The following is a 19,893-nucleotide window of genomic DNA, read 5'->3' on the forward strand; positions in this document are numbered from 1 at the left end:
CGAACGGGTGATTGTCGGCGACCGGACCCGCCACACACCTCTTCCTTAGAAGTATGCACGGCCGGGACCGGCCTGCCGGAGTCTCGCGTGACACACGGTAGCTTTGACGGGCGGGGGGTCCCCCCGGACGGAGTCCGGGGGCGGAATGGAACAAAGGGATCGAGGTGCACGTGCCTGACGTCTCCGTGGTCGTCATCGTCTATAACGACGCAGAGCGTCTGTCGACAGCCGTCCAGTCGGTTTTGGACCAGACCCTTCACGGGGTCGAAGTCGTGATCGTGGACGACTGCAGCAAGGACCGGTCCTACGCGGTCGCCCAGGAACTGGAGGCGGCGCATCCGGGCCGGGTACGCGCCTTCCGCCTGCCGGAGAACAGCGGCGGCTGCGGCGCGCCCCGCAACCACGGCATCCAGCAGGCCACCGGCACCTACGTCATGTTCCTGGACAGCGACGACGTGCTGGAACGAAACGCCTGCCGGAACATGCTGGCCGCGGCCGAGCGGACCGGCTCCGACCTGGTCTCGGGCATGTGCGTCCGGGTGCACCTGGACAACCGGTGGGGCAAGACCACCGAGTGGTACCCCTGGATCTACTCGCGCACCCGCACGCTGGAGTCGATCACCGAGTACCCGGACCTGCTGGTGTACGACACCCTCTCCACGAACAAGTGCTACCGGCGCGCGTTCCTGCTGGAGCAGGGCCTGGAGTTCCCGGTCGGCATCCACTACGAGGACCTGCTGTTCTCCGCGCAGGCGTACGTCGCCGCGCGCCGCATCACGCTGATCCCGAACCACGTCTACTTCTGGAACGTGGTCGAGAAGGCGGAGGCGAAGTCGATCAGCAACCGGCGCCACGAGATCGCGAACTTCGTCCACCGGATGGAGATCCACCGCCGGGTCGACGAGCTGCTGGCCGCCAAGGGCCACACCGACATCAAGACGGCCAAGGACGCCAAGTTCCTCAAGCACGACCTGGTGCTGCACCTGCGCGACCTGCCCCTGCTGGGTGACGCGTACCGCCAGGAGTTCGCCCGGCTGGCCAACGGCTACCTCGCCGGCATCGACCCCGCCGCCTATGAGAGCGTCACCCACCTCCAGGCCATCTGCGCCTACCTGCTCGGCAAGGAGGACTGGGACAACCTGCTGCCGGCCGCGGACGCGATGACCAACAAGGGACGGCTGACGTCCCCGCTGGCCGAGCGCGACGGCCGCGTCTACTGGTGCGGCCGGCACCTCGACGACGCCGAGGGCCGCCGGATACTGGACGTCACCGAGCAGGGCTTCCACACCACCGCGCTCTCCTCGCTCTCCCTGGGCAACCGCCTCACCTCGTACGAGGACGACGGGCGCGGCACGGTCACGCTGTCCGGCGCCGTCGTCAACCCGCTCGGCCGCATCAAGGACGGGCAGGAGCTGAAGGCCACTCTGGAGTTCCGCGCCCGCCGGCAGATCGGCGTGCGCTCGTTCAGCTTCCCGGTGACAACCGTGCGCCACGCCGGTGACACGATCGAGTGGACCGCGACCGCCGACGTCGCGAGCACCGTCCGCCCGCTGGGCATCATCGACGCCGTATGGGACGTCCGGCTGAAGCTGACGTCCGGCAGCGACCGGATCACCACCCGCGTCTCGGTCGGCGGGGTCGACCTGGAGTCGGCGGCCCGGCTGCGCGTGCGGCCGCGGCTGACCCGGCTGGTCTCCGACCGCTTCGAGCCGGAGGTCACCAAGAAGGGCAACCTCTCCTACGTCCTGACCGCCGAGAGCGCCGCCGCCGTCCGCACCCGGACGCTGATCGACAGCGCCATGCACGGCAAGGCCGCGGGCGTGGTCAAGCGCGGCCTGCGCAAGGCCCTGCGGGCCCGCCGCAACATCGGCTCGGGCGAGCAGAAGGTGAAGGTCTACCACGAGGTCTTCTCGAAGCTGCCGGTCAAGAAGGGCACCGTCGTCTTCGAGAGCCACATGGGCAAGCAGTACAGCGACAGCCCGAAGGCGATCTACGAGGAGATGGTGCGCCAGGGCGTGCCGTTCGAGGCGATCTGGTCGTACGCGGGCGCCAAGCCCACCGGCTTCCCCAAGGAGGCCACGCTGGTCCGCCGCTGGGGCTGGCCGTACCTGCGGGCGCTGGCGCAGGCCGAGTTCTGGGTCGACAACCAGGGCTTCCCGCTGGCGCTGACCAAGCGCGCGGGCACCACGTACATCCAGACCTGGCACGGCTCCGCGCTCAAGCGGATGGGCTTCCACGAGCCCCGCACCAAGGCCCAGGGCAAGGCAGGCCAGGACCGCTTCCAGGCGGCCGTGGACCGCTTCGACCACTTCCTGATCCGCTCCGAACACGACGCCCGGACCCTCGCCAAGGGCTTCCGGCTGCGTGACGAGGTGCTGATGCGCAGCGGCTACCCGCGCAACGACGCCCTGGTCGAGGCGCACCGCGCCGAGGTGCAGAGCGGGGAGCGGATCCGCGGGCCGCTCGCCGCCGAGCTGGGCATCGACCCGGACAAGCGGGTGCTGCTGTACGCGCCGACCTTCCGGGCGGCCGCCGACGGCGCGGTGGAGAACTTCGCCTTCCCCTTCGACGTCGAGGAGTTCGCGGACCGGCTGGGTGACCGTTTCGTCCTGCTGGTGCGCACGCACTACCTGAACAGCGTCTCGCTGCCGCCGTCCGTCGCCGGCCGGGTGATCGACGTTTCCCGGCACCACGACATCACCCCGCTGCTGGCCCTCGCCGACGGCCTGATCACGGACTACTCGTCCGTGATGTTCGACTACGCGGTGCTGGACCGGCCGATGCTGTTCTTCGCCTACGACTACGAGGCGTACGCGACGGACATCCGCGGCACCTACTTCGACCTCAAGGAGAAGGCGCCGGGGCCGGTGGTGGCCACCGCCGACGAGCTGATGCAGGCCGTCTCCGCCTTCGACGAGGCCGACGCCAAGTACGCGGAGGCGCGCCAGCGCTTCCTCACCGAGTTCGGCGAGTACGACCGCGGGGACGCCGCCCGCCAGATCGTCGAGAAGTTCTTCACCAGGAGCGGCAAGTGAGCCAGCAGAGCGCCGCCGACCCGGCCGCCGCGTCCGCGCCGGACGGCCGTGACATCTTCCTCGTCTCCAACAGCGTGGACGAGCTCGGCGGTGTGACCACCTGGTCGCACCAGATGGCCCGGCTCTTCACCGACCGCGGGCACCGGGTGCACGTCATCGGCATCGCGCCGGTCGAGGAGGAGCTGCGGCAGAAGTTCCCGCCGGACCTCCCGTACGAGACGACGACCCTGTACACGTCCCGTCCGCCGGCCGCGCGCCGGCTGAGCGGCCTCAAGGGCCGGCTCAACGCCCCGGAGCGGCGCCGCCAGGCGGCCCGGCGCGCGGGGATGCGGGCCAAGGCCGAGACGCTGAACACGCTGTTCCGCGCCGCCCGCCCGGGCGCGGTGGTCATCGTCACGCAGGTGTGGGCGATGGAGTGGGTGGCGCTCGCCGACACCAAGGGGCTCACCCTGATCGGCATGAGCCACGAGTCCTACGAGGCGAGCCACACGTCCTCCCGCGGCGAGCGGGTACGGCGCTTCTACCAGGACGCGGACCGGCTGCTCGTGCTGACGCCCGAGGACGCGGACCTCTGGATCCGGGCGGGCGTGCAGAACGTGGACAGCATGCCGAACCCGCTGCCGTTCATGCCGGACTCCCCCGCCCCGCGCACCGAGAAGGTCGTGGCGACCGTGGGCCGTCTCGCGTTCGAGAAGGGCATGGACCTGCTGCTCGACGCCTGGGCGGACGCCGTGCCACGCCACCCGGACTGGGTGCTGCGGATCTACGGGGCGGGCGTGGAGGAGCCCAAGCTGCGGGCGCACGCCGCCGAACTCGGCATCGAGGAGTCCGTGCGGTGGATGGGCAGCACCGACGACGTGCTCGGCTCGCTGCGCGCGGCCTCGGTGTTCGCGCAGGCCTCCCGGGCCGAGGGGTTTCCCATCACGCTGCTGGAGGCGATGGCCGCGGGCCTGCCGGTGGTCGCCTTCGACTGCGCGCCGGGCGTACGGGAGATCGTGCGGCACGGTGAGGACGGGCTGCTGGCCCGGCTCGGCAACACGATGGAGCTGGCGGGCCACCTGGACGTGCTGATGACGGACGGCGAGCTGCGCGACCGGCTGGGCGACACCGCGTTCCGCGATGTCCGCCGCTACTCCAGTGCCGAGATCACCGACCGCTGGGAGGAGCTGTTCTCCTTCCTGGAGCGCTGATTCCTGGAGCGCTGACCTCCGCGCGTACGTACGAGAGCGCCCGCCCCGGACCGGATCCGGGGCGGGCGCTCTCGTACGAGCGGATTACCTGCCCACCTGCTCCACGGCGCCCACCCGGTTGGCCTCCCAGCCCGCCCAGGCCGAGGTGATCATCTCGCGGACGTCGTGCTTGGCCTTCCAGCCCAGCTCGGCGGCGATCTTGTCGGCCGAGGCCACGACCTTCGCCGGGTCACCGGGGCGGCGCGGGGTGACCACGGGCGCGAGGTCGTGCCCGGTGTGGGCGTTCATCAGCTCGACCATCTCGCGGACGGAGACGCCCTCGCCGCGGCCGATGTTGACGGTGAGGTCCTGGTACTGGCCCTGCGCGCCCCACTCGGCGAGCTTGCGGGCCGCCACCACGTGGGCGTCCGCCAGGTCCTCGACGTGGATGTAGTCGCGGATGCAGGTGCCGTCGGGCGTCGGGTAGTCGTCGCCGAAGATCCGCGCGCCCTCACCGGCGGTGTAGCGCTCGAAGACCATCGGGACGAGGTTGAAGACGCCGGTGTCGGCGAGCTCCGGTGTCGCGGCGCCCGCCACGTTGAAGTAGCGCAGGCAGGCGGTGGAGATGCCGTGGGCCTTGCCGGCCGCGCGGACCAGCCACTCACCGGCCAGCTTGGTCTCGCCGTACGGGCTCAGCGGCAGGCACGGGGTGTCCTCGGTGACGAGGTCAACGTCCGGCATCCCGTAGACGGAGGCGGAGGAGGAGAACAGGAAGTTGCGGATGCCGGCGGCGGCCACGGCCTGGAGCAGGACCGTCAGGCCCTGCACGTTCTCGTGGTAGTAGTACAGCGGCTTCTCGACGGACTCGCCGACCTGCTTCTTGCCCGCGAGGTGCACCACACCCGTGATCTCGTGCTGCGCGATGGTCTCGTCCAGGGTCAGCCGGTCCAGGACCGAGCCGATCACCAGCGGCACGCCCTCCGGCACCCGGCTCTGGTCGCCCGTGGAGAGGTCGTCGAGGACGACGACCTGCTCGCCCGCGAGGAGCATCGCCCGGACGACGTGCGCGCCGATGTACCCGGCGCCGCCGGTGATCAGAAAAGTCATGCCTAGTCTCCCGAGTCCTGTCTGTCCTGTGGGGTTCAGCCCTGTGCCTGCGACGCCGGTCAGCCCGACGGCAGCGCCGCCTTGGCCCTGGCCCTGCCGAGCCGGTTGCGCACGAAGCTGAGCGCACCCGCCGCACCCGGCGCGAGCCGCACCGCCAGCGAACCGCCGGCCGTGCGGTAGGGCTGCGCCAGCAGAACACCGTACCGGCTGCTGAACAGGGCGCGCCGACGCAGCAGGTCATCGAGGGGGCGCGGGGAGGTGAGTACGGAGCTCCCGTCGGCACACTCCACGCCGATCTGCACGCCCCAGGCCTGCATCCCGCGCCGGCCCTGGCGCCGCCCGGACTCGGCCAGCATGGTCAGGCGGAACGGCACGTCACAGACCCAGCCGTCGCCGTCCGGCGCCGCGCGCAGCTCCACCGGCTCCCCCCGGACGGCCTCCCCGCCCGACCGCGGCAGGAACACCGGCCGGGCGCTGAGCGGCCCGGCCGCGGCGAGGCGCCCGTACAGGTCGTGCACCCGCAGGCGCAGCCCCGCGACACCCGCCGCCCGGGCGTCGATGGTGACGGGCAGCTCGGCCACCGGCAGGTGCGCCAGCCGGTCCAGCTCCACGGGCAGCTCCTCGCTCCACACCGGCAGCCCGTCGGCGGCCGTCGCGTACGGGGGCTCCAGGCGCGGGGGTTCGGCGGCGAAGCGGGCGAGCCGCGCGAGGTCGGCGGGCGGCGTCGCGGTGGCCCGCAGCAGCCGGACGATCCAGCGCGCGTGCGCCCCGGCGGCCTCGATGTCGGCGTCGGCGAAGCCGGCCAGGTAATCCCGCGTCAGGGTCCACCAGGCCGTCTGGTACTCGGGGTCCCGGCCGATCTCGCGCAGGTACATGCGCAGGTCGTACTCCAGGAACTTGACCCGACAGGCGTGCCCCAGCTCCGGCGAGGCCTCGGACAGGATCCGGGAAGCGGTGCGGTGGGCCTCGATGCGCGAACGCCAGTTGCCGACGTCCTTGCGGTCGAGGGAGATCGACACCCGCGCGGCGTCGCGGCGTACGTGCCAGACGTAGACGAGGTCGCCGATCACCGCGACGCGGGGCTCCGCTGCCAGCACGCGGGCGGTGAAGACGAAGTCCTCGTAGCGGAAGCGGCCGTCGGGGAACCGGATCGCGTGCTCGTCCAGGAAGGCTCGCTCGTAGAGCTTGTTGACGCACAGGGTGTCGCGGACCAGCTCGGTCCGCTGCGTGGGCCGCTCGATCACGTCACCGGGCGTGTACAGCCCCGGCACCCACGGCACGTCCTGGTACTGCGGCAGCTCGCGCCGTACGCACGCGCCCACGGTCACCGGCGTCTTCTGCTCCCGCGCGGCGCTGACCAGGGCTTCGGCCGCGCCCGGCGGCAGGACGTCGTCACTGTCGAGGAAGAGGACGTACGGGGCGGCCGCGGCCGCGATCCCGTCGTTGCGCGGGGTTCCGCAGCCACCGCTGTTCTCGGTTCGGTGCAGGACCTTCACCCGGGGGTGCAGGGCGGCCAGTTCGTCCAGCACCCGCGCGGTGTCGTCGGAGGAGGCGTCGTTGACGGCGACGACCTCGGCGACCACCGGGCCCTGGGCGAGAGCCGAGGTAACGGCCTCGCCCACGAGCCCGGCGTCGTTGTACGCGATCACCACGACGGAAACGGTGGCGGCATTGGTGCGGGTCACCCAGTGGATCCTAGGCGACCCGGGTAAAGGCCACCTCAACAGGACCGCTCACGCCTCCGCAGTGCCGCCTCAGAAGGGGCGGAACTCGTCGTACTCCTGCTGGGCGGAGTCGCCGCGCTTGGCGTCCCGCTCCTTGCGCCGCTGCGTGGCCGGGCGCGGGGCTTCCATACGGTGGTCCTCACCACGGCGGCCCAGCATCTCGGCGCCGGCCATCATGGTCGGCTCCCAGTCGAAGACGACGGCGTTCTCGTCGGAGCCGATGGCCACGCCGTCACCGGCGCGGGCGCCGGCCTTCTTGAGCGCGTCCTCGACACCGAGGCGGTTGAGCCGGTCGGCGAGGTAGCCGACGGCCTCGTCGTTGTTGAAGTCGGTCTGGCGCACCCAGCGCTCGGGCTTCTCGCCGCGCACGTTGTAGACGTCCTCGACCTCGTCGTAGGTGACGGTGAAGCCGGCGTCGTCCACGGCCTTCGGGCGGATGACGATACGGGTCGCCTCCTCCTTCGGCTTGCGGGCGCGCGCCTTCGCGACGACCTCGGCGAGGAAGTAGGAGAGCTCCTTGAGGCCCGTACGGGCCACGGCGGAGACCTCGAAGACCTTGTAGCCGCGCGCCTCCAGGTCGGGGCGGACCATGTCCGCGAGGTCCTGGCCGTCGGGGATGTCGACCTTGTTGAGGACGACGAGGCGCGGGCGCTTCTCCAGGCCGCCGCCGTAGATCTTGAGCTCTTCCTCGATGACGTCGAGGTCGGCCACCGGGTCGCGGTCGGACTCCAGGGTGGCGGTGTCCAGTACGTGCACCAACACCGAGCAGCGCTCGACGTGGCGCAGGAACTCCAGGCCCAGGCCCTTGCCCTGGCTGGCGCCCGGGATCAGACCCGGGACGTCGGCGATGGTGTAGACGGTCGAGCCGGCCGTGACCACGCCCAGGTTCGGGACGAGGGTGGTGAAGGGGTAGTCCGCGATCTTCGGCTTGGCGGCGGAGAGCACCGAGATCAGCGAGGACTTGCCGGCGCTCGGGAAGCCGACCAGCGCCACGTCGGCGACGGTCTTGAGCTCCAGGACGATGTCGCCGGTGGTGCCGGGGACGCCGAGGAGCGCGAAGCCGGGCGCCTTGCGGCGCGCGGAGGCCAGCGCGGCGTTGCCCAGACCGCCGCGGCCGCCCTCGGCGGCGACGTACGTGGTGCCCTGGCCGACGAGGTCGGCGAGGACGTTGCCCTCCTTGTCGAGGACGACGGTGCCGTCCGGCACGGGCAGGACCAGGTCCTGGCCGTCCTTGCCGGAGCGGTTGCCGCCCTCGCCGGGCTTGCCGTTGGTGGCCTTGCGGTGGGGGCTGTGGTGGTAGTCCAGCAGGGTCGTGACCGCCTGCTCCACCACCAGGATGACGTCGCCGCCACGGCCGCCGTTGCCGCCGTCGGGGCCGCCGAGCGGCTTGAACTTCTCCCGGTGAACGGAGGCGCAGCCGTGGCCCCCGTTACCCGCGGCGACGTGCAGCTCGACGCGGTCCACGAAGGTGGTCATGGGTGTTCCTCCAGATACATACGGGAATGTCCCGGGCAGGCCTTGCTGCCCATTAAACGTGTCTATGTGACAACGCGCCGAGGGCGGACCTCTCTTCCCGGCTCGCGCCGGGAAGAGCTGAGATCCGCCCTCGGGAAGTTACGTACGCCTGTTCAGCAGAGCTGAGATCAGGCGGCCGGAACGATGTTGACGACCTTGCGGCCACGGTGCGTGCCGAACTCGACCGAACCGGCCTGCAGCGCGAACAGCGTGTCGTCGCCACCACGACCGACACCCGAACCCGGGTGGAAGTGGGTGCCGCGCTGGCGGACGAGGATCTCGCCGGCGGAAACGACCTGACCGCCGAAGCGCTTCACGCCGAGCCGCTGGGCATTGGAGTCGCGCCCGTTCCGGGTGGACGATGCGCCCTTCTTGTGTGCCATGTCTCAGTCCCTCTTACTTCGCAGCCGTGGGGATACCGGTGACCTTGATCGCCGTGTACTGCTGGCGGTGACCCTGGCGACGGCGGTAGCCGGTCTTGTTCTTGTAGCGCAGGATGTCGATCTTGGCGCCCTTGTGGTGGTCCACGATCTCGGCCTGAACCTTGATCCCGGCCAGCACCCACGGGTCGCTGGTCACGGCGTCGCCGTCGACAACGAGCAGGGTCGAGAGCTCGACCGTGTCGCCAACCTTGGCAGTGGAAATCTTGTCAACCTCAACGATGTCACCAACAGCAACCTTGTGCTGGCGACCACCGCTGCGCACGATGGCGTACACGCGGATCTCTCTCTCACTCGGGACGGATGCTCCTGAAGCCAGCCGCTCACATGGGCCGGGGCCCACGGTGATCCGGATTGGACGAGCGGCCTCTCCCGTGCGGCGCACAGGCGCAGCGGTTGGGAGGAAGGTGCTCAGGAGCGCGACGCGCACTAGACGTCAAATCGTCTAGGACATGCCGACGGTCTAGGTTACGGGGCTGGTTCCGGGGGGTCAAACCGGCCTCCGCAAGGCCGTGGGCCCCGCCGTTCGGCGGGGCCCACGGCCGTACGACGGATCAGCCTTCGGTGGGAGCCGAGACCGACGGCGGCGTCTGCTGCTCGGCCGCCGCGGTCTTCTTCGTCGCCCGCTTGGCCGGGGCCTTCTTGGCCGCCGTGGTGGCCGTGGTGGCCTTCTTGGCGGCCGTCTTCTTCGCGGTGGCGGTCTTGGTCGCCGCCGCCTTCTTGGCCGGGGCCTTCTTCGCCGGGGCCTTCTTGGCCGCGGTGGTGGTCGCCTTCTTGGCGGCCGTCTTGCGGACCGCCTTCTTGGCGACGGCCGGAGCGGCTTCCTCGGCCCCGGCCGCGGTCTGCTCCGCTTCCACCGGCGCCTGCGGCTCCGCCGACGGCGTCTCCACGACCAGGACCGCAGCCTCGGCCGCACCCGCCGGGGAACCGGCCGGGGCGGTGGCCTTACGGGTGGCGCGGCGGCGCGGACGGGCCGGAGCGGCCTCGGCCACGGCCTCGGCCACGGCCTCGGCCACGGCCTCGGCCACGGCCTCGGCCGGGGCCTCCTCCGGGGCGACCGGCGCGGGCTCGGGCTCGACCACGGGGGCCGGCTCGGGCTCGACCACGGCCTCCACCACGGTCTCGACCACCGTTTCCGGCTCGGCCGAAGCCGCCGGAGCACCCGCGGGGGCGGTGGCCTTACGGGTCGCACGCCGACGCGTACGGCCCTTCGGGGCCTCCTCCACCGGGGCGGCCACGACCGTCTCGGCGGCCTCCACGGCCTCGGCGACGACCTCGGCGGCCGGCTCCAGCACGGTGTCGGCCGGCGCCGTCACCGGCTCCTCCTCGATGACCGGGGTCACCGGGGCCAGCTCGGCCGGGGCCTGCGCCGGGACGGCCGCCGCACCGCGCGGGGCGCCCGCCGGAGCGGTCGCCTTACGGGTGGCCCGGCGACGGTTGCGCCGGCTGCTGATGCCCGCGGCGGCCTCCGCCTCGGCCGGGCTGCCGTACAGCTCCTCGCCCGCGGCGAACTCCGGCTCGGGCAGCGCACGCGGGGCCGCGACCTCGGCCGCCAGCTCCGCCTCCGTCTCGGCCTCGTACTCCTCGGCGTCGACGGTCTCGACCGTGTCCACGGCCTCGATCTCGTGGTCGTGCTCGTGGCCGCGGCCGCCACGGCGCTTGGAGCGCTTGCCGTTGCCGCCGCCGCCCGCCGCGGTCGGGATGTCCATGTGCACGATCACACCGCGGCCGTTGCAGTGGACGCAGGTCTCGGAGAAGGACTCCAGCAGACCCTGGCCCACCCGCTTGCGGGTCATCTGCACCAGGCCCAGCGAGGTGACCTCGGCCACCTGGTGCTTGGTCCGGTCCCGGCCCAGGCACTCCAGCATGCGGCGCAGCACCAGGTCCCGGTTCGACTCCAGCACCATGTCGATGAAGTCGATGACGACGATGCCGCCCAGGTCGCGCAGCCGCAGCTGGCGCACGATCTCCTCGGCCGCCTCCAGGTTGTTCCTGGTGACGGTCTCCTCCAGGTTGCCGCCCTGACCGGTGAACTTGCCGGTGTTGACGTCGATGACGATCATCGCCTCGGTCTTGTCGATCACGAGGGAGCCGCCCGAGGGCAGCCACACCTTGCGGTCGAGCGCCTTGGCGAGCTGCTCGTCGATCCGGTACGTCGCGAAGACGTCCACCTCGGAGGTCCAGCGCGACAGCCGGTCCGCGAGGTCCGGCGCCACGTGGGACACGTAGCCGTGGATGGTCTCCCACGCCTGGTCACCGCTGACGATGACCTTCGAGAAGTCCTCGTTGAAGATGTCGCGCACGACCCGGACGGTCATGTCCGGCTCGCCGTACAGCAGGCTCGGCGAAGACGTCGTGATCTGCTTCGACTTCTTCTGGATGTCCTCCCACTGGGCCTGCAGACGCTCGACGTCACGGCGCAGCTCGTCCTCGCTCGCGCCCTCGGCGGCGGTGCGCACGATGACGCCCGCGTCCTCGGGGACGATCTTCTTGAGGATGGTCTTCAGGCGCGCGCGCTCGGTGTCGGGCAGCTTGCGGCTGATCCCGGTCATCGAGCCCTCGGGCACGTAGACCAGGTACCGGCCGGGCAGCGACACCTGGCTGGTCAGCCGGGCACCCTTGTGGCCGATCGGGTCCTTGGTGACCTGCACCAGGACCGACTGGCCCGACTTGAGGGCGGACTCGATGCGGCGGGGGCCGTTGGCCATGCCCAGCGCCTCGAAGTTGACCTCACCGGCGTACAGGACGGCGTTGCGGCCCTTGCCGATGTCGATGAAGGCGGCCTCCATCGACGGCAGCACGTTCTGGACCTTGCCCAGGTAGACGTTGCCGACGTACGAAGTGGCCTCTTCCTTGTTGACGTAGTGCTCGACGAGCACGTTGTCCTCGAGGACGCCGATCTGGGTGCGCTCGCCCGCCTGGCGGACGACCATCACGCGCTCGACGGCCTCACGGCGGGCCAGGAACTCGGCCTCGGTGATGATCGGGACGCGGCGGCGGCCCTGCTCGCGGCCCTCGCGGCGGCGCTGCTTCTTCGCCTCCAGACGGGTCGAGCCCTTGATGGACTGGACCTCGTCCGACGGCTCGGCCTTCTCGCGGGCCGGACGCGGCTCGCGGACCTTGACGACGGTGCGGACCCCGTCGTCCTCGGACGCCTCGACGTCCGTACCGCTGTCACCGCTGCGACGGCGGCGACGACGGCGACGACGGCTGGAGCTGGAGCCCAGGGCGCCGGACTCGTCTGCCTCGTCGTCCTCGGCCTCCTCGTCGGCCTCCTGCTCGGCGGCCTCGGCCTCGGCCTCCGCATCGGCGGACTCGTCCAGGTCGGCGGCCTCACCGCGACGGCGGCGACGGCCACCGCGACGGCGGCGACGCGACGGACGCTCGCCGTCGCTCTCGTCGTCGTCCAGGTCGGCGGCCTCGGCCTCGGCCTCCGCCTCCTCGACCTCGTGCGTCTCTACGTCGGCCAGCGAGACGGGGCCCGACGAGACGGGAGCCGGCTCGGCGACCGGAGCGGCCTCGACGGCGCCACGGCCGCGGCGGCGGCGACGGCCGGCCGGCTGCGCGGCGGGGGCCGCGGCGGCCGGGGCCTCGGCCTCGATCTCCTCTTCCTCCTCGGCTTCCTCGGCCTGGGAGGCTGCGGCCGCGGCCGCGGCGGCCATGGCGGCGGTCTCCGGCGTCTGGAACATCGGCTCGGCGAACACCGGGGCCTGGAAGACGGCCACGGCGGGACGCGCGGCGCGGCGGGCGCCACGGGCCGGCGCCGGGGCGGCGGGCGCCTCGGGCTCGGCGGCGGCGACGGGCTGCGCGGGGGCGGCCGGCGCGGTGGAGCGGGTCGCGCGGCGGCGGCCGCCGCGCTTCGGGGAGTCGACGGCGTCGGCGACGGTGACGGTGGCCTTGGCGGCGACCGGCTCCTCGGCGGCGGGCGCGGCCGCGGCGCTCTCGGCGGCCGGAGCCTCCGGGGCGGACACGGCGCGGGTCGCACGGCGACGGACCCGGGCCGGGGCAGCGGGCTCCGCCACGGCGGGAGCGGCCTCGGCGGGCTCCTCCACCACGGGCACGGCCTCGGCGGCCGGGGCCTCGGGGGCCGTCACGGCGCGGGTCGCACGGCGACGGGCCCGCGGCGCGGGAGCGGCGGACTCCGCCACACCGGGCTCCTCCACCACGGGCACGGCCTCGGCGGCCGGGGCCTCGGGGGCCGTCACGGCGCGGGTCGCACGACGACGGGCCCGCGGCGCGGGAGCGGCGGCCGGAGCGGCCTCCTCGGCGGGAGCTTCGACGGGCGCGACGGGCGCGGCCGGAGCCTCGACCACCACCTCGGCCACGGTCTCGGCGGCCGGAGCGGCCACGGCGCGGGTCGCCCGGCGGCGGGCCCGGGCCGGGGCGGCGGCCGGAGCGGCCTCCTCGGCGGGAGCTTCGACGGGCGCGGCGGCGGCCGGGGCGGCCTCGGCGGCCGTGGCACCGGGCGGCCCGGCGGGCCGGGACGCGGCGCGACGACGCCTGCGTGGCGGCAGGCTGTCGCTCGGGGTTCCGCTGTCGGCGTGGCCGGCGGCGGTGGGGTTGGTGTTCTCGGTTTCGTTGTCGAGCATGCGGGCGGTTCTCCCGTCACGCTCCCGGGCGCCGCGGCTGACATCCGGTCCGGCACGGCTTCGCGCGATGGGCGCGGAGCCGGCCTCCGGGGCGCGTTCGCCACACGGGAGCTCAGTTCGTGGCCGCCGGTTCCGTACGCGTTGTCGGTACGGCCTGGCGGAAGTCTTCAGGTCTGTGCGCTGCCCGACCCGGTTGGCTCCCGGGTGCCAGGGCGGCGCGACGACGGCGATCCTTACGCGGCGGGACCTTCCAGAGCCTTCGCGTCGGCTGCTACGGCGGCCGTGGGTGGGGCGGCCGTGACAGCCTCGCGGTCGGGCGCGAGCGGGTCGGTCACCGTGCCGGACTCCTCGTCGAAGAGCCCCTGCGCCAGCCTGGTCACCGCTGCGGGGACCGGCGGCGCCAGGTCGGCCACAGCTCGGAGACCGGACAGGACGTCGTCGGGTCGCACGGCAGGTGTCAGATGCCGAACAACCAGCCGCAGTATCGCACAGGCATTGTCCAGTGGCCTATCAGCCGGAGCGGGATCCGCTGCGAGGCTGACGACCGCACTTCGGGTGTCGAAGGTCCGCATGCCGTTCTTGGTGCGGCGCTGGACCTCGACGGTTTCGGCGGCGAGGAAGGCGGTCACGGCCCGCTCGGCGTCCGCGGGGTCCACGCCGTCCAGGCGCAGCTCCCACACGGAGGCCGTGAGCCGCTCGGCCAGCCCGGAGGTCCGGGCCTCGACGGCGTCGACGATGTCGAGCCCTACCGGCATCGACTCGTCCAGCAGCTCGCGGAGCTTCGCGGGGTCGCGGGGCTCGGCGAGGGCGATCTCCAGGTACTCGGCCTCACTGCCGGTGCCGGTGGGCGCGGCGTTCGCGTACGAGACCCGGGGGTGCGGGGTGAAGCCGGCCGAGTACGCCATGGGCACCTCGGAGCGGCGCAGGGCCCGCTCGAAGGCACGCTGGAAGTCCCGGTGGCTGGTGAACCGGAGGCGTCCGCGCTTGGTGTAGCGCAGTCGGATGCGCTGCACCACCGGTGCCGGAGGCGGGCCTTCGGGCTGTCGCTTGCCCAGTGGTTCTTCTCCTTGTGCGGGGCTCCGCGGCTCGCGCGTCGCCCTGAGGTCCGTCGACCCGCCGCGGCTCACCCCCACTCATCGCGGCGGGGAGAACTCTGCGGCGGGAGCCGCGTCGGCGGCTGTCGTACTACTCAGAGTACGCGCCCGTGACCTCGCCGGTTTCCCCGGGAGGAGTACCGAACAGCATCCGCCGCACCTCGGCCCGCGCCTCGCGCACCGCGGCGCGGGCCGGGCGCCACACCGCGCGCAGGGCGTGTCCCACCGGGGTCAGAAGGTACCGGTACACCTGCGAGAGCGGCCACCCGAGGAGCACCCACCCGGCCCACCGCAACCCGCGCCCGAGGGCCCGCAGCACCCGCCCGGCCACCCCCCACGCCCAGCCGAGCACTTCCCCCAGGGGCCGCAGCACGTACCGGTACAGCCGTACGCAGCCCCAGGCCAGCCCCTGCCCGACCGGCACCAGCAGGTACCGCCACACCACGAGCCCGAGGGGCCGCAGCAGGTAGGCGTACAACGCCCATCCGACGGGCGCGAGCAGGTAGTCGTACAGCGCCCGCGCCAGCGGCCCCAGCAGGTACCGCCACAACCCGACCCAGGGCCAGACGAACACCAGCCTGAGCAGGACGGAGACCACCTGCCCCAGCGCGCGCAGCACCGGCCCGAGGACGTAGGTGTACAGGGGCCCCAGCACATACCGGTGCAGCGCCCGGGCGGCGCCGGCCACCACGTCCCACACCACCCGTACGGGCAGCACGACGAGCACCGCCACGATCTTCACGGGCACCACCAGGCACCCGCCCCCCTGCCGCACTTCATCTCCCATACCGTCGGGGACGCCCAGAACCCCCACCCCGTTGCGCACGGCGCCCGCTCAGTCGATGGACCCGGGCTCGGCGAGCCACTGGGTCCGCAGGTCCATGTGCTTGGCGAGCGTCTCGAAGGCGCGGTCGTAGTGCAGCACGGTCAGCCGGTGCCGGGCAGCCGTGACCGCCAGCACCAGGTCGACCACTCCTGCCGAGCGCACGCACCCGGCCTCGGCCAGGATGCCCTGCACGGCCCGGACCCTCTCCCACACGTCGTCCGGGATGGCGTGCCACGCGTAGAGATCGGCGAACGCCCGCCGCATCTCGGCGTATTGGGCAGCCGAGCGGGCGGAGCACAACGCCTCGACCTCGGTCACCGCGCACATGCCGATCCGTCCCGCGGCGAGCGCCGGGCGCCAGACGGAGAACGGCCCCGGCAGGGTGATCCGGTGCGCGGCGGAGGTGTCGATCAGGAACACGCCCTCGGCCGCCTCCCCCACTATCCGCGCACCTCCTGCTTGAATCCCGCTTCCCGACCCTTGTCGAAGGCGCCTTCCTCGTCGAGCTTGAGGAGCCGCTCCAGAGCACGCTGCCGAAGGAGCCGCGCTCCTATTTCCACCAGCGCGGCATTGACCGTGTCCTTCTTCGTGGTCGTCCCGAGCGCTTCCGCGGCGAGCGTGAGCGCCTCCTCGTTGATGTCGATCACGGTCTTGGCCATACCGGCGACCTCCTGACGGGGAGCAGAGTATTCCCACACATGCCCCTACAGGATATCCGCGCCCCCCTCATGCAGTTAACCTTCACGCCCCCCTCCAATGAATATGCCCCTCACCGGATCCCGGTGAGGGGCACATCGCGGACCGCGGGCTCAGGTCACTTCACGACCGACAGCGGCAGCAGCTTCTTCCCCGTCGGCCCAATCTGGATCTGGGTGTCCATCTGAGGACACACGCCGCAATCGAAGCACGGGGTCCAGCGGCAGTCGTCGACCTCCGTCTCGTCGAGGGCGTCCTGCCAGTCCTCCCAGAGCCAGTCCTTGTCCAGGCCGGAGTCGAGGTGGTCCCAGGGGAGGACCTCCTCGTACGTGCGCTCGCGGGTGGTGTACCAGGCCACGTCCACGCCGTAGGCGGGCAGCGTCTGCTCCGCCGCCTGCATCCAGCGGTCGTACGAGAAGTGCTCGCGCCAGCCGTCGAAGCGGCCGCCGGACTCGTAGACCGCGCGGATGACGTCGCCGATGCGGCGGTCGCCGCGCGAGAGGAGGCCTTCCACGATGCCGGGCTTGCCGTCGTGGTAGCGGAAACCGATCGAGCGGCCGTACTTCTTGTCGGCGCGGATCTTGTCGCGGAGCTTGCCCAGGCGGGCGTCCGTCTCCTCCGCCGACAGCTGCGGCGCCCACTGGAAGGGGGTGTGCGGCTTCGGCACGAAGCCGCCGATCGACACCGTGCAGCGGATGTCGTTCTGGCCCGAGACCTCGCGGCCCTTGGCGATGACGTTGACCGCCATGTCGCCGATCTGCAGGACGTCCTCGTCGGTCTCCGTCGGCAGGCCGCACATGAAGTACAGCTTCACCTGGCGCCAGCCGTTGCCGTACGCGGTGGCGACGGTGCGGATGAGGTCCTCTTCCGAGACCATCTTGTTGATGACCTTGCGCATCCGCTCGGAGCCGCCCTCGGGCGCGAAGGTCAGGCCGGAGCGGCGACCGTTGCGGGTCAGCTCGTTGGCCAGGTCCACGTTGAACGCGTCCACCCGGGTCGACGGCAGGGACAGCCCCACCTTGTCGTCCGAGTAGCGGTCGGCCAGGCCCTTGGCGATGTCCGCGATCTCGGTGTGGTCCGCGGAGGACAGCGACAGGAGGCCGACCTCCTCGAAGCCGGTGGCCTTGAGACCCTTCTCGACCATCTCGCCGATGCCGGTGATGCTTCGCTCCCGCACGGGGCGCGTGATCATGCCGGCCTGGCAGAAACGGCAGCCGCGGGTGCAGCCGCGGAAGATCTCTACGGACATCCGCTCGTGGACGGTCTCGGCGAGCGGGACCAGCGGCTGCTTCGGGTACGGCCACTCGTCGAGGTCCATGACCGTGTGCTTGGAGACCCGGTACGGGACGCCCGACCGGTTCGGGGCGACGCGCGCGATGCGGCCGTCCGGCAGGTAGTCGACGTCGTAGAACCCGGGGACGTAGACCTGGCCGGTCCTGGCCAGCCGGAGCAGGACTTCCTCGCGCCCGCCCGGGCGGCCCTCGGCCTTCCAGGTCCGGATGATCTCGGTCATGTCGAGGACGGCCTGCTCGCCGTCGCCGATGACCGCGCAGTCGATGAACTCGGCGATCGGCTCGGGGTTGAAGGCCGCGTGGCCGCCGGCGAGCACGATGGGGTGCTCGACCGTACGGTTGCGGGCCTCCAGCGGGATGCCCGCGAGGTCCAGCGCCGTCAGCATGTTGGTGTAGCCGAGCTCGGTGGAGAAGGAGAGCCCGAAGACGTCGAAATCACCGACGGGGCGGTGGGAGTCGACGGTGAACTGCGGGACCTTGTGCTCGCGCATCAGCTCTTCGAGGTCCGGCCACACGCTGTACGTGCGTTCGGCGAGCACGCCCTCCCGCTCGTTCAGCACCTCGTAGAGGATCATGACGCCCTGGTTGGGCAGACCGACCTCGTACGCGTCCGGGTACATCAGCGCCCAGCGGACGTCGCACTCGTCCCAGACCTTGACGGTGGAGTTGAGTTCACCACCGACGTACTGGATGGGCTTCTGCACATGCGGGAGCAGCGCTTCGAGCTGTGGGAAGACCGACTCGGACATCACGCGACTTTCGTGAAGCGGGCAGGGGGCGACTCTCAAGCGTACCGCGCGCCTCGGCCGCCCCCCGCCGGAGTGATCACCGGCGGAGTGATCACCGGCGGCGGGCGAAGGCCGCGCCGCGGTCGGAGGTCTTCGCCCACACCCGCGGCAGCTGCCGTTCGTACCGCTCGGCGAGGGCTTCCTCGCGGCCGTAGAGCAGGCCCCAGGTGAAGGCGGACTCGCCGGCGCCGGCCGCCTGGGCGGCCAGGCCGCGCAGGGCCTCGCGGGCGACGACGCTGTCCTGGTGGTCGCCGAGCAGGCTCTGCACCTTTTTGGTGGCCTTGCCGAGGCGTTCGGCGGGCTTGCCGAGCGCGGGGGCCGCGGCGTCCGCGGCGTAGCGGGCGCGTTTGGCGGCCTTGCGGGCTTCGTGCAGGGCCAGGTCGCGTTCGTGGCCGGCCTCCAGGGCCAGGGCGCGTTCGACCTTGCGGGCGAGTCGGTCGTGGTCGCGCCGGACCGCCGTCGCCAGCAGCTTCGCGGCCGGGCGGGCGGCCGCCTGGCGCAGGGGCGGGTCGGCGAGCAGCGCGTCGAGGGAGTCGAGGAGGGTCAGGTACCGCTCGCTGTCGAGCGCGGCGAGGGCCCGGAGCCGGGATTCGGTGCGCCGGGCGGTGTCCCAGGCGCGCAAGCGGGCGCGGACGGGGCCGAGCAGCAGGGTGACGTCGAGTTCGCCGAGCCGGGTGCGCAGGCGTTCCTGGAGGACTTCCTGGTCGCGGTCGACGCCGAGTTCGGCCGCCAGCCAGCGCAGTCCGGCGCGCAGCGGGTCGGTGGCGGTGCGGTCGAGGACCGTGCGGTAGGTGGCGAGGGCGCTGCGCAGCCGGCGGGTGGCGACCCGCATCTGGTGGACGGAGTCGGGCAGGTCCCGGCGTACGGCGGGGTCGTAGGAGATCAGGGCCTCGCGCTGTTCGCGCAGGTACGCGAGGACCCGCTCGCCCGCGGTGTCGTCGGCGGGGCCGGGTGCGGGCCGGGCGGGCGGGGTGACGCCGGTTTCGGCGAGGGCCCGGGCCAGTTTGGAGGGGGCGTCGCTGACCGTCAGGCCGGCCTTGCGGAAGGTCTTCTCGACGGCGTCGAGGAGCGCCGGGTCGGCGCCGTCGGCGAGTTCCACCTCGACTTCGGTCCAGGCGGTGGTGGCCGGGCCGCGCTCGGCGGTGACGGTGTCGGTGCTCAGTTCGGCCAGCAGGGTTCCGTCGGCGTCGAGGAGGTGCTTGACCTTGCGCTTGGAGCGGAGCCGGACCTGGGGTACCAGGTCGGCTTCGCGGGTGCGGGAGCGCAACAGGGAGGCGAGCGGGCGGGGGACGGTGTCGTCGCCGAGCGGGGCCGCGATCTCGTCGCGGACGCCCGGGGCGACGGGGAGTTTGAGGTGCCAGCCTTCGTCGGCGCCGCCGGTGCGGCGGCGCAGGGTCAGGCCGTCGGCGGCGAGCCGCAGGTCGGGGGTGTCGTAGTAGACGGCGTCGAGCCGGGCGGTGCCCTGCCTGCGCACGGCCGTGATCCCGGCCGTGCCCGTCAGGTCCGGCAGCCGCTCGGCCGCAGCCGCGGTGAACTCGAATTTCCGTTCGATCTCTCGTTTCGTGTCCGCCATGCTTCGAACGTAGCTCTGAACGGATCACGACGTGAACGGAAACGG

The 19,893-nt window shown here is 72.2% G+C and carries 14 protein-coding genes; 2 read left to right on the top strand and 12 right to left on the bottom strand.

Features of this window, described 5'->3' with window-relative positions:
* The first annotated feature begins 164 nt into the window (after window positions 1-164).
* Both ACZ4M3_RS12405 and ACZ4M3_RS12410 read left to right on the top strand, forming a co-directional pair.
* Window positions 165-3,035: a bifunctional glycosyltransferase/CDP-glycerol:glycerophosphate glycerophosphotransferase gene (locus ACZ4M3_RS12405; RefSeq protein WP_467731675.1), complete on the top strand. Its 2,871-nt coding sequence runs from the start codon at window positions 165-167 to the stop codon at window positions 3,033-3,035.
* Window positions 3,032-4,225, top strand: a complete 1,194-nt coding sequence (locus ACZ4M3_RS12410) for a glycosyltransferase (protein ID WP_467731677.1) — start codon at window positions 3,032-3,034, stop codon at window positions 4,223-4,225. The genes ACZ4M3_RS12405 and ACZ4M3_RS12410 overlap by 4 nt, the downstream gene beginning before the upstream one ends.
* A gap of 84 nt (window positions 4,226-4,309) precedes the next feature.
* On the opposite strand, the gene galE is transcribed toward ACZ4M3_RS12410, so the two are convergent.
* From galE to ACZ4M3_RS12470, 12 genes are all read right to left on the bottom strand, one after another.
* The gene (gene galE / locus ACZ4M3_RS12415; protein WP_467731679.1) at window positions 4,310-5,311 is read right to left on the bottom strand and encodes a UDP-glucose 4-epimerase GalE; all 1,002 of its coding nucleotides are present in this window, start codon (window positions 5,309-5,311) and stop codon (window positions 4,310-4,312) included.
* A gap of 59 nt (window positions 5,312-5,370) precedes the next feature.
* On the bottom strand, window positions 5,371-6,996 hold the full coding sequence (locus tag ACZ4M3_RS12420) for a glycosyltransferase (RefSeq protein ID WP_467731681.1): 1,626 nt from the start codon (window positions 6,994-6,996) through the stop codon (window positions 5,371-5,373).
* 69 nt (window positions 6,997-7,065) lie between these two features.
* Complete coding sequence (obgE, locus tag ACZ4M3_RS12425; protein ID WP_467731683.1) at window positions 7,066-8,511, bottom strand: GTPase ObgE; 1,446 nt, start codon at window positions 8,509-8,511, stop codon at window positions 7,066-7,068.
* A gap of 167 nt (window positions 8,512-8,678) precedes the next feature.
* Window positions 8,679-8,933 (bottom strand): 50S ribosomal protein L27, encoded by a 255-nt coding sequence (rpmA, locus tag ACZ4M3_RS12430; RefSeq protein ID WP_030013081.1) that lies wholly within the window; start codon window positions 8,931-8,933, stop codon window positions 8,679-8,681.
* A 13-nt stretch (window positions 8,934-8,946) separates the two neighbouring features.
* Window positions 8,947-9,267 (bottom strand): 50S ribosomal protein L21, encoded by a 321-nt coding sequence (rplU, locus tag ACZ4M3_RS12435; RefSeq protein WP_030159347.1) that lies wholly within the window; start codon window positions 9,265-9,267, stop codon window positions 8,947-8,949.
* A 277-nt stretch (window positions 9,268-9,544) separates the two neighbouring features.
* Window positions 9,545-13,579 carry an Rne/Rng family ribonuclease gene (locus ACZ4M3_RS12440; protein WP_467731685.1) on the bottom strand — a complete coding sequence of 1,345 codons (4,035 nt, stop codon included), beginning with the start codon at window positions 13,577-13,579 and terminating at the stop codon, window positions 9,545-9,547.
* A 233-nt stretch (window positions 13,580-13,812) separates the two neighbouring features.
* Window positions 13,813-14,592 (bottom strand): TIGR03936 family radical SAM-associated protein, encoded by a 780-nt coding sequence (locus tag ACZ4M3_RS12445; protein WP_467732236.1) that lies wholly within the window; start codon window positions 14,590-14,592, stop codon window positions 13,813-13,815.
* Window positions 14,593-14,764: 172 nt separating this feature from the next.
* Entirely contained in the window at window positions 14,765-15,415 is a 651-nt protein-coding gene (locus ACZ4M3_RS12450) for a hypothetical protein (protein ID WP_467731687.1), read from the bottom strand.
* Between the two features lie 93 nt (window positions 15,416-15,508).
* The gene (locus tag ACZ4M3_RS12455) at window positions 15,509-15,940 is read right to left on the bottom strand and encodes a PIN domain-containing protein (RefSeq protein WP_467731689.1); all 432 of its coding nucleotides are present in this window, start codon (window positions 15,938-15,940) and stop codon (window positions 15,509-15,511) included.
* Window positions 15,940-16,158: a type II toxin-antitoxin system VapB family antitoxin gene (locus ACZ4M3_RS12460; protein WP_467731691.1), complete on the bottom strand. Its 219-nt coding sequence runs from the start codon at window positions 16,156-16,158 to the stop codon at window positions 15,940-15,942. Before ACZ4M3_RS12460 ends, ACZ4M3_RS12455 begins: the two co-directional genes overlap by 1 nt.
* 155 nt (window positions 16,159-16,313) lie before the next feature.
* Window positions 16,314-18,239: a TIGR03960 family B12-binding radical SAM protein gene (locus ACZ4M3_RS12465; protein WP_467731693.1), complete on the bottom strand. Its 1,926-nt coding sequence runs from the start codon at window positions 18,237-18,239 to the stop codon at window positions 16,314-16,316.
* A gap of 88 nt (window positions 18,240-18,327) precedes the next feature.
* Window positions 18,328-19,848: a CYTH and CHAD domain-containing protein gene (locus ACZ4M3_RS12470; protein ID WP_467731695.1), complete on the bottom strand. Its 1,521-nt coding sequence runs from the start codon at window positions 19,846-19,848 to the stop codon at window positions 18,328-18,330.
* Between the last annotated feature and the right edge of the window lie 45 nt (window positions 19,849-19,893).

This window comes from Streptomyces sp. NPDC026522 (assembly GCF_055567555.1).

Bases quoted from the DNA above. Each gene is read 5' to 3' on its own strand.
- galE (WP_467731679.1), bottom strand. From the start codon at position 5,311: ATGACTTTTCTGATCACCGGCGGCGCCGGGTACATCGGCGCGCACGTC.
- obgE (WP_467731683.1), bottom strand. From the start codon at position 8,511: ATGACCACCTTCGTGGACCGCGTCGAGCTGCACGTCGCCGCGGGTAAC.
- rpmA (WP_030013081.1), bottom strand. From the start codon at position 8,933: ATGGCACACAAGAAGGGCGCATCGTCCACCCGGAACGGGCGCGACTCC.
- ACZ4M3_RS12440 (WP_467731685.1), bottom strand. From the start codon at position 13,579: ATGCTCGACAACGAAACCGAGAACACCAACCCCACCGCCGCCGGCCAC.
- ACZ4M3_RS12460 (WP_467731691.1), bottom strand. From the start codon at position 16,158: ATGGCCAAGACCGTGATCGACATCAACGAGGAGGCGCTCACGCTCGCC.
- ACZ4M3_RS12470 (WP_467731695.1), bottom strand. From the start codon at position 19,848: ATGGCGGACACGAAACGAGAGATCGAACGGAAATTCGAGTTCACCGCG.